General features: G+C 39.9%; 11 protein-coding genes. 9 read left to right on the top strand and 2 right to left on the bottom strand.

Translation table 11 applies throughout. The features are described from left to right. The first annotated feature begins 79 nt into the window (after window positions 1-79). The 8 genes from hprK to A5875_RS22790 all read left to right on the top strand — a co-directional run bounded on the left by hprK (window position 80) and on the right by A5875_RS22790 (window position 6,362). The gene (gene hprK / locus A5875_RS22825; protein WP_088935896.1) at window positions 80-1,015 is read left to right on the top strand and encodes an HPr(Ser) kinase/phosphatase; all 936 of its coding nucleotides are present in this window, start codon (window positions 80-82) and stop codon (window positions 1,013-1,015) included. A 1-nt stretch (window position 1,016) separates the two neighbouring features. After that, complete coding sequence (gene lgt / locus A5875_RS22820; protein ID WP_088935895.1) at window positions 1,017-1,847, top strand: prolipoprotein diacylglyceryl transferase; 831 nt, start codon at window positions 1,017-1,019, stop codon at window positions 1,845-1,847. Between the two features lie 129 nt (window positions 1,848-1,976). Continuing rightward, entirely contained in the window at window positions 1,977-2,996 is a 1,020-nt protein-coding gene (locus A5875_RS22815) for an NAD(P)H-dependent glycerol-3-phosphate dehydrogenase (protein ID WP_088935894.1), read from the top strand. A gap of 23 nt (window positions 2,997-3,019) precedes the next feature. Then, on the top strand, window positions 3,020-3,913 hold the full coding sequence (galU, locus tag A5875_RS22810) for a UTP--glucose-1-phosphate uridylyltransferase GalU (protein WP_088935893.1): 894 nt from the start codon (window positions 3,020-3,022) through the stop codon (window positions 3,911-3,913). A gap of 165 nt (window positions 3,914-4,078) precedes the next feature. Next, window positions 4,079-4,639: a TetR/AcrR family transcriptional regulator gene (locus A5875_RS22805; RefSeq protein ID WP_088935892.1), complete on the top strand. Its 561-nt coding sequence runs from the start codon at window positions 4,079-4,081 to the stop codon at window positions 4,637-4,639. 117 nt (window positions 4,640-4,756) lie between these two features. Further along, a complete protein-coding gene (locus A5875_RS22800) occupies window positions 4,757-5,194 on the top strand; it encodes a DUF948 domain-containing protein (RefSeq protein ID WP_088935891.1) in 438 nt (145 codons plus the stop codon). A 2-nt stretch (window positions 5,195-5,196) separates the two neighbouring features. After that, window positions 5,197-5,763, top strand: a complete 567-nt coding sequence (locus A5875_RS22795; protein ID WP_088935890.1) for a YtxH domain-containing protein — start codon at window positions 5,197-5,199, stop codon at window positions 5,761-5,763. A 116-nt stretch (window positions 5,764-5,879) separates the two neighbouring features. Then, complete coding sequence (locus tag A5875_RS22790; RefSeq protein ID WP_088935889.1) at window positions 5,880-6,362, top strand: helix-turn-helix transcriptional regulator; 483 nt, start codon at window positions 5,880-5,882, stop codon at window positions 6,360-6,362. Between the two features lie 45 nt (window positions 6,363-6,407). On the opposite strand, the gene A5875_RS22785 is transcribed toward A5875_RS22790, so the two are convergent. After that, window positions 6,408-7,508, bottom strand: coding sequence for a M24 family metallopeptidase (locus A5875_RS22785; protein WP_088935888.1), 1,101 nt, complete (start codon window positions 7,506-7,508; stop codon window positions 6,408-6,410). A gap of 195 nt (window positions 7,509-7,703) precedes the next feature. On the opposite strand from A5875_RS22785, the gene ccpA reads away from it, so the two are divergent. Further along, on the top strand, window positions 7,704-8,708 hold the full coding sequence (gene ccpA, locus A5875_RS22780; RefSeq protein WP_088935887.1) for a catabolite control protein A: 1,005 nt from the start codon (window positions 7,704-7,706) through the stop codon (window positions 8,706-8,708). Window positions 8,709-8,776: 68 nt separating this feature from the next. Here ccpA and treR read toward each other — a convergent pair whose 3' ends face one another. Beyond that, window positions 8,777-9,499, bottom strand: coding sequence for a trehalose operon repressor (gene treR, locus A5875_RS22775; RefSeq protein ID WP_088935886.1), 723 nt, complete (start codon window positions 9,497-9,499; stop codon window positions 8,777-8,779). Window positions 9,500-9,605 lie beyond the last annotated feature (106 nt).

Genomic DNA, 9,605 nt, shown 5'->3' with positions numbered 1-9,605 from the left:
ATGGTAGAAGTTGTCTGAACCTAGTCACTCCATTGATAAAATGATAAAATAGAGCGGAAGTGTAGAAAAGAGGGATTATATGGCTGAAACAGTAAAAGTAAAAGAACTAGTTGATAAACTTTCATTGGAAGTAGTAACTGGCGATGAAGAAAGCCTAGAGCGGGTCATCACTACCGGTGATATTTCTCGTCCAGGTTTAGAGTTGACCGGCTATTTTAACTATTATTCGCATGATCGTTTACAACTTTTTGGAAATAAAGAGATCACCTTTGCCGAGCGCATGATGCCAGAGGAACGGTTAATGGTTTTACGTCGTATGTGCAGCGATGACACACCGGCTTTTATCGTTTCCCGGGGGTTAACTCCGCCAAAAGAAATGATAAAAGCAGCTAGCGAACGCAACATTCCGGTCTTGAGCTCACCAATCTCAACATCTCGTTTATTAGGTGAAATCTCTAGCTTTTTAAATGGCGGATTAGCAGCACGGACAAGTGTTCATGGTGTATTGGTGGATGTTTATGGATTGGGTGTGCTGATTCAAGGCGACAGCGGCATTGGTAAAAGTGAAACTGCTTTGGAATTAGTTAAACGCGGACATCGCTTGATCGCAGATGATCGGGTCGATGTTTATCAGCAGGACGAACTGACTTTGGTCGGGGAGCCGCCTAAAATTTTGCAGCATTTAATCGAAATTCGCGGAATCGGTATCATTGATGTAATGAACTTATTTGGTGCCAGTGCGGTAAGAGGATCGATGCCATTGCAATTAGTGGTCTATTTAGAAAATTGGTCGAAAGACAAAAAATATGATCGCTTAGGTAGTGGGAATACGGAAGTAGAGATCGCCGATGTGAAAATTCCACAGGTGAAGATCCCAGTGAAGACTGGTCGAAATGTTGCTATCATCATCGAAGTGGCAGCAATGAATTTCCGAGCGCGCACGATGGGTTACGATGCTACGAAGACCTTTGAAAATCGTTTGACCCAATTAATCGAAGAAAATTCTGGACAATAGAATGGTTGCTCAAATAAATCGTACAGCCTTTGAATTGTTTGGTCTTCCAATTTATTGGTACGCGATTATTATCGTTTCCGGGATTGCCATTGCCTTATGGCTTTCTAATCGCGAGGCATTACGAGTTGGTCTAAAAGAAGATGACATGACAAACTTCATTCTTTGGGCTCTGCCGATTGCGATCATTGGTGCTCGGTTATATTATATTTTGTTTGATTTAGGTCCCTATCTTGCAGATCCGATTCAAATCTTTAACACACGCAGCGGGGGCTTGGCCATTTATGGTGGTTTGATAGCAGCAACCATTGTCTTGATCGTTTATACACGACATAATTTTATTGATCCGTGGCTTTTTTTAGATGTAGTAGCACCGGGTGTTCTGTTGGCGCAAGCGATGGGACGATGGGGCAACTTTACGAACCATGAAGCTTACGGCGGGGAAACAACGCGTCAATTTTTAGAGAGTTTGCATTTGCCGCAGTTTATTATCAATAACATGTATATTGATGGCGCTTTTCGCCAGCCGACTTTTTTCTATGAATCAATGTGGAGCCTAGCAGGTTTTATTCTGATTCTGATCATTCGTAAAAAGGTTTCAATTAAGCACGGTGAACTCTTTTTAGGTTATGTAATCTGGTATAGCTTTGGCCGCTTCTTTATTGAAGGTATGCGGACAGACAGTCTGTACTTGTTTGGCGGCATCCGTGTATCCCAAATGTTGTCAGTTGTTTTATTTGTTGGCGGATTAGTTCTGCTTTATTATCGTCGAAAAAAAAGGACAGATATCAAGCTGTACGAACGTGATAAGGGTGCTAATCAAGCTTTAATTTAAGAACGGGGCAAAGGCTATCTATGCTATGATGGTAAGGAAGAAATTTTTAAAATGAACCATTTTTGAGTACAAGCGTATTTATTTTCTTAATGGAATAAATAGCTTAATATGAACTAGGAGGAAATCTCTGTGAAGCAAAAAGTTGCAGTTTTAGGACCGGGCTCTTGGGGGACGGCGTTAGCACAAGTCTTAGCCGAAAATGGGCATGAAGTAAGACTTTGGGGAAATCATGAGGCACAAATTGATGAAATCAATACGTACCACACGAATCGCCATTACTTGCCAGATCTAAAAATTCCCGAAAGCATCAAAGGTGAAAAAAATCTGAAGAATGCGGTGAAGGATGCGGATGCGGTTTTATTCGTTGTACCAACGAAAGCGATTCGATCAGTCGCACAGGAATTTGCTCAAGTTGTTGAAAATAAACCAGTTATTATCCATGCTAGTAAAGGGCTGGAACAAGATACGCATAAACGAATCTCAGAAGTCTTGATCGAAGAGATTCCGGAAGAACATCGTCAAGGCGTGGTCGTTTTATCTGGACCAAGCCATGCGGAAGAGGTAGCTGTTCATGATATTACGACAATTACTGCTGCTTGCAAAGACGAAGAGTTAGCGACTTATGTCCAAAAACTTTTCATGAACGACTATTTAAGAATCTATACTAATCCGGATGTAATCGGTGTTGAAATGGGAGCGGCGTTAAAAAATATTATTGCTCTGGGAGCTGGTGCATTACACGGTCTTTCTTATGGTGATGACGCTAAAGCTGCGATCATGACACGGGGATTAGCAGAAATCAGTCGTCTTGGTGTAGCCATGGGAGCGAATCCGCTGACCTTTATTGGATTAAGCGGTGTAGGTGATTTGATCGTTACGTGTACATCGGTCCATTCCCGAAACTGGCGTGCAGGAAATCTTTTAGGTAAAGGTCATAAACTGGACGAGGTTCTAGAAAATATGGGCATGATCGTCGAGGGTGTTTCAACGACGAAAGCAGCGAAAGAATTGTCTGATAGTATGAATGTCAGCATGCCGATCACTGAAACAATCTATGATGTTTTATACAATGGGAAAGACGTACGTCAGGCTTGTCAAGAATTGATGACCCGTGAAGGTACGTTTGAAAATGAATTTACTATAGAATAAATAGAAAGAGTGGGACAAGAAACATGCGAGTGAAAAAAGCAGTTATTCCAGCCGCAGGGTTGGGAACGAGATTTTTACCGGCTACAAAAGCGATGGCTAAAGAAATGCTTCCGATCGTTGACAAACCAACAATCCAGTTTATCGTTGAAGAAGCGTTAAAATCTGGGATCGAAGATATTTTGATCGTAACGGGAAAAGCTAAACGCCCGATTGAAGATCATTTTGATGCGAATATCGAATTAGAAATGAATCTGAAAGAAAAAGGCAAAACAGATTTATTAAAATTAGTCGAAGAGACGACAGATGTGAACCTGCATTTTATTCGTCAATCACATCCTAAAGGCTTGGGACATGCTGTCTTGCAGGCTCGCGCCTTTGTTGGCAACGAACCATTCGTTGTAATGCTAGGTGATGATTTGATGGAAGATCGTGTTCCGTTGACTAAACAATTGATGAATGATTATGAACAAACACATGCCTCAACGATTGCCGTTATGCGTGTTCCTGAAGATGAAACTTCCAAATATGGGATCATCAATCCAGGTGAAGAGGTTTCTAAAGGGTTGTTCAATGTGAAGAACTTTGTAGAAAAACCAAAACCAGAGGAAGCACCAAGCAATTTGGCGATTATTGGCCGCTATTTATTAACACCTGAAATTTTTGATGTGTTAGACAATCAAAAACCAGGTGCAGGCAACGAGATCCAATTAACGGATGCGATTGATACTTTGAACAAAACTCAGCGCGTTTTTGCTCAAGAATTTAGCGGAAAACGTTATGATGTGGGTGATAAATTCGGCTTTATGACTACAAGTATCGAATATGGCTTGAAACATCCAGAGATCAAAGATAAATTAAGAGAATACATCATTGCCACAGGTAAAGAACTAAGCGGACAAACAAAAATCAAAAAATAATTATTAAAGCGTAGATTAGCTTCTACGCTTTTTATATTGTTAGTTATTTTAAAAAGGCTAATTATTTGATTTTTAAATGCAAATTATCAATATAACGTATAGATTAAATATAATATTTTGTTATATAATGTTTTTTGGAAATAACGTAAAAGAAAAGGAGACTTAATGAAAACTTCCCGATTGAACAAAGATATCGTCATTGAATGTGCGATGGAGTTGGTCTATGAGTCAGGACTTCATGGTTTGAGACTGAATAAAATCGCTGACCGCCTTGATGTCAAATCTCCTTCGTTGTATACGCATACAGGCAGTGTAACAGAATTACGGCAGTCAGTCGTGAAACGGGCAATGGAGGACTTTCGCGAACAATTAGTGGATTCGTTATTAGGCAGAGCAGATCTTTGTGCCTTTATCGAATTAGGAAAAACGTGGGCTGCTTTCGCGAAAAATAAAAACGCATTTTATACTGTGTTTTACGAGAAAGAGTACATAGATTCTTACGAAAAAAAAATTGCCGCTTTTCTAAGAGCTGCCTTTGATCGAATTTTTACTGTATGTGATTTGACAGATAAAGAGCTTATTCAAGTCGAGCGTGTAATGACAAATTATTTTCGTGGGCATGCAGAGAGTTTTGCTGAAAATACTTTTAATGAAACGGATTTGATCAGTGATTTAGAAATCATTTACAATGGCATCCGTCAAAACTTTACGAAAGTATCTCAATGATTTAATTGAGATGCTTTTTTAATAGTACATATTATAGCTCTTTCTCTTTCATTAATTTCCCTTAGAATGGTATAATTTAAGTTAGCATAATGAGTGAAATATGAGAGGAGCGATTGAATGAGTTTAGGCGGCATTGCTGCAATTATTGCGGCACTTGCATTTGTTGTTTTGGTTATATTCTTAGTGCGTGTCTTAAGCCAAGTTTCAAAAACGGTTGAAAAAGTTGAAACGACGGTGACCGAGGCCAATACAACGATTGATGTTCTTACCAAAGATGTAGATTTACTCATGCAGCAAGTAGAAGGATTGTTAGTTAAAGGCAATCACTTGTTGAATGATATTAACGGAAAAGTTGAAACGATTGATCCATTGTTTACGGCGGTGGCTGATTTGAGTCAGAGTGTCTCTGATTTGAATACTAGCAGTCGCAATTTAGCAGGGAAAGTTGGCGGCGTTGGAAAGAATGCAGCGAAGGCAAGTGTTGCAGGAAAAGTTGGCGCGACCACAATGAGATTCTTTAGAGATCGTAAGACAACAACGAAAACGGAGGGTTAAGAATGGCAAAAAGCGGAAGATTTTTAGCAGGAGCCTTAATCGGCGGGACAGCTGCTGCAGTAGTAGCTTTATTATTAGCACCGAAGTCAGGAAAAGAAATGCGTGAAGATTTAGCGAGAAAAACAGATGAATGGTTAGATCTAGCTTCAGATTATACGGATGATATCGTTACGAAGACAAGTGAGATGGGATCGATCGTGAAAGATCGGGCTTCTGACTTGAGTGAGCAAGCAAGTGATTTGGCTTCAAATGTGAAAGATACAGTTAGTGATTCTATGGACGACATGGATGATATCACTGCCGATACCTTGGCAGATTTGAAACGTCAAAGCTCTGATTTATCTGATCGTTTCCGTAAAGCGGCAGGCGATGCTAAAGATGTTGCTGAAGATGCCTCGGAAGATATCGTAATTGATGCTAAAGAGACTAAAGAAGACGCTAAAGACACTGTATCTGAAGGTGCAGAAGCTTTGGCTGCTAAAACAAAAGAAGCGAATGATGAAACACCTGATTTTTCTGAAGTCAAAGAAGAATTAAAAGAAGAAGTTGAAAAGAATAATCCAGAATAGCATGTAATGATGTAGCCCTTAGCAATTAAGGGCTATTTTTTTTGCCATTGCGTGCGCAACGCATGATATTGCTGTAATCTGAGGTCATAATAATCAATAATTGAGGTGTAGCGAAATTGGAAATAGGAAAAACGATTCGTTCAAAAAGAGAAGAATTGAAGATGACTCAGCAGCAATTGGCCGATCAAATTTATGTGACCCGACAAACTATTTCAAAATGGGAGCTGGGAAAAAGTGAGCCGGATGCTATTTCTAAAAAAAGTTTAGAGAAAGTTTTAGCTGTTCAATTCGTCGAGGCATCTTCTTCAAAAAAAGAGAAGGAGGAAGATTTTTTGAGGAAAATTAAGTGGTTTTTAGGTTTGGTCGTATTTGGAATTGCCTTTCTTCCATTGCGGGTATTATGGGTAATGATCCGCCGCAATTGGAAACAGCCTTGGAATAGGTTTGCTTTGCTGCCGGCTGTTTTAGCTTTTTCACTATGGTATTTGCATTCACTTAAAGACAATGTATTCTATTTATTTTTAGCATTGATCATGATTGCTTACTTTAGTACAAGTGCTTATTTTTTCAGTGATCAACGAGCGATAGGAGAGAATTAAAAAAGGAACACCGATCATTTTTTTGATCGATGTTCCTTTTGTCTTCTATAAGATGGTTAATTCTTTTGAAGTCTTAGTGAATGGAATGCAGCCGTCTTTAGTTACAAACAAGCAGTCTTCGATTCGAACACCGACATCATTTGGCAAGTAAATACCTGGTTCGATCGAGAAGCACATGCCTTCTTTCACTTCCAGATCATTTCCGCCGACGATTTGCGGGAATTCGTGGATCGTTGTTCCGATACCATGGCCTAAACGATGGTTGAAGTATTCACCATAGCCGTGGCTCTCAATAACATCACGGGCCAGTTTATCTAGTTGACCGCAAGTCACACCAGGTTTCACAGCCTCTAGCGCTGCCATATGAGCGTCTAATACGATATTGTAAATATCCTTTTGGTGATCAGTTGGTTTGCCGCAAGCAACTGTTCGAGTCGCATCACTGCAATAGCCGTTAACGATCGTACCAAGGTCAAACAAAACAAGTTCGTTTTCTTTACAGGTGTTTTTCCCTGGGGTACCGTGGGGGCTGGCAGCGTTTGGTCCAGCCAAGACTTCGGTAGGGAAGGACATTTGTTTAATGCCTTTTTTCTTTAATTCATATTCGATCTCAGCGACGATCTCTTCTTCGGTGACACCTGGCTTCACATGTCTAAACCCAATTTCAAAGGCTAAATCAGCGGTAGAGCCTGCTTCGATCAAACGTTGGCATTCTTCTTCGGTTTTATATAGTTGCAATTCTTGAACTAGCGGAGTTAAGTCAGCTGAAAAATCAGCAGATGGAAAGGCGTCGCTTAAACGTAAATAACGATCCAATACTAATTGATTTTTTTCTAACGCGATTTTTTTAGGCGAACCGTAGCGTTTTTTGATTTCTTCTACGATGATGGTAAATGGATCTTGGCTGTCTAAGTAGCCCACCACATCGTATTCAAAACTGCTGGCTTTTGCATCTTCGACTTCTAAGCCAGGTGCAAATAAAAATGGTTCCTTTTCAAGCGGAATGAACAATGCTAATACACGTTCCATCGGATTACTATCAAATCCGGAGAAGTAACCGATGTGGCTCGCATCAGAGACATAAGCCAAATCTACATCATTTTTTTGCATCCATTTGCGTAGTTCTAAAACTTTTTCTTGGTTCATTAAAGCATCCTTCTTTCTTTTGGCGTTATATTGATTGTAACACTAATAAAATTTATTGAAAAACGATTCTTATAAAACGCTTACACAATTTTAAGGAAAAATGTGTAAAACGGTTGCAATCAGTGAAACAACGTGCTATTATCTTTTAGAAATGTAAATGATATTTTCTGAAAACAAAATCAAAGGAGCATATCCATGGAAAAGCAAACAATTACGATTTATGATGTTGCCCGCGAAGCCAATGTTTCAATGGCAACCGTTTCTCGTGTGGTCAACGGCAACCCAAATGTAAAACCAACAACACGTAAAAAGGTGTTAGAAGTTATTGAACGTCTAGATTATCGTCCAAATGCTGTCGCACGAGGACTAGCAAGCAAGAAAACGACAACAGTCGGTGTAATCATCCCTGATGTCAGCAATATGTTTTTCGCGTCATTAGCACGCGGGATCGATGATATCGCCACAATGTACAAATACAATATTATTTTAGCTAACTCAGATGGGGAAGCGCAAAAAGAAGTGAACGTACTGAACAACTTGTTAGCAAAACAAGTAGACGGTGTGATTTTCATGGGTCATCGCATTACTGATGAAATCCGTGCGGAATTTTCACGTTCAAAAACACCGATCGTTTTAGCTGGTTCAATTGATCCAGATGAACAAGTCGGCAGTGTAAACATTGATTATGCAGCAGCTACGAAAGAGTCTATCGACTTATTAGCCAAACACGGTAATAAGAAAATTGCTTTCATCAGCGGTGCGTTGATCGATGCGATCAATGGACAAGCTCGGATGGGCGGTTATAAAGAAGCTTTAGCTGACAATGGCTTAGATTATAATGAAGGCTTGATTTTTGAAGCCCCTTATAACTTTAAAGAAGGTTTGGCTTTGACTGACCGTATTTTAAACAGCGGCGCAACAGCTGCTTACGTCACTGACGATGAGTTGGCGATTGGTTTGTTAGATGGTTTGATTGATAAAGGTGTGAAAGTTCCTGAAGACTTCGAAATCATCACAAGCAATGATTCATTGTTAACAGATGTGGCTCGTCCACGCCTAAGCAGTGTAACACAACCGTTATATGATATCGGTGCTGTAGCAATGCGTCTATTAACAAAAATGATGAATAAAGAAGACATTGAACAAAAGACGATCGAATTGCCACATGGCATCTTCGAAAAAGGTTCAACCAAACAATAATTCAAGAAAGACTGTGCTGAAAAAAATCAGCACAGTCTTTTCATTTGGTAATTTATCTCATAAGAACCCTACATAGTAGAAGGGTGGCGCCGGGCAAAATCGAAAAAGCGAAATTTATCGACCTGATGACGGCTCTCGGTATATTGAAATTGACGAGCATCACTGGTGAAGACTCGGCTTTTTACAGAAACGATATTGATATCATGCTGATTTAAGTCTAATAAATCACGGTCCTCGTCAGTTAATGCGTCGATCGTGATTTCTTTTTCTGCAAAAGCGATGTTCAATCCCAATTGGTTTTCAAAATAGCGATAGATCGAATCTTTGGCTATTTCAGTATCCAGTTCGGGAATAGTTGTTGTCAGCAGTATATCCTTATCGAGAATCACTTTTTTCTGATCGATCGCACGCGTGCGAATCAATTCCCAACAAACAACTCCTGCTTCAAAGCCTGTGACACGAGTTATTTTCTCATCGATCACAATTTTTTTTAGACTGACGACCTCGGTGCTGCTGTCGTAGCCGTAGGAATTTTGCAGCTCCTTGTAACTAGTCAAGCCAGAAACAGGAAAACGCAACTGCTCCCGCTTTAATACCAGCGACCCCTTGCCTTGAATTTTTTGAATGTAACCATTCGCCATTAAAAGCGATAAGGCTTTACGAATCGTATCACGCGAGACATGATACGTTTGCCGCAGCTTATTTTCGCTAGGCAGATAAGAGCCCGCTTCATAGACACCTTTTAAAATTCCGCGTTCGATTGCTTGATAGATCACTTCATAGTTTTTCAAACTGTCCACCTTCTTCATTTTTTCTATTTCCAGACTGGCTGGTTAGCACAAAAAATCCTGTCCAGAATGATATCTCGACTTGTCCGTATAAGTAATTTCATTATAC

This window comes from Enterococcus sp. 3H8_DIV0648 (assembly GCF_002140655.1).
GTDB classification, from domain to species: domain Bacteria; phylum Bacillota; class Bacilli; order Lactobacillales; family Enterococcaceae; genus Enterococcus_A; species Enterococcus_A hulanensis.
This window is presented reverse-complemented; position numbering and strand designations above follow the sequence as displayed.

Excerpts from the sequence above, each read along its gene's own strand:
- hprK (WP_088935896.1), top strand. The coding sequence starts at position 80 with ATGGCTGAAACAGTAAAAGTAAAAGAACTAGTTGATAAACTTTCATTG.
- lgt (WP_088935895.1), top strand. The coding sequence starts at position 1,017 with ATGGTTGCTCAAATAAATCGTACAGCCTTTGAATTGTTTGGTCTTCCA.
- galU (WP_088935893.1), top strand. The coding sequence starts at position 3,020 with ATGCGAGTGAAAAAAGCAGTTATTCCAGCCGCAGGGTTGGGAACGAGA.
- A5875_RS22805 (WP_088935892.1), top strand. The coding sequence starts at position 4,079 with ATGAAAACTTCCCGATTGAACAAAGATATCGTCATTGAATGTGCGATG.
- A5875_RS22800 (WP_088935891.1), top strand. The coding sequence starts at position 4,757 with ATGAGTTTAGGCGGCATTGCTGCAATTATTGCGGCACTTGCATTTGTT.
- A5875_RS22795 (WP_088935890.1), top strand. The coding sequence starts at position 5,197 with ATGGCAAAAAGCGGAAGATTTTTAGCAGGAGCCTTAATCGGCGGGACA.
- A5875_RS22785 (WP_088935888.1), bottom strand. The coding sequence starts at position 7,508 with ATGAACCAAGAAAAAGTTTTAGAACTACGCAAATGGATGCAAAAAAAT.
- ccpA (WP_088935887.1), top strand. The coding sequence starts at position 7,704 with ATGGAAAAGCAAACAATTACGATTTATGATGTTGCCCGCGAAGCCAAT.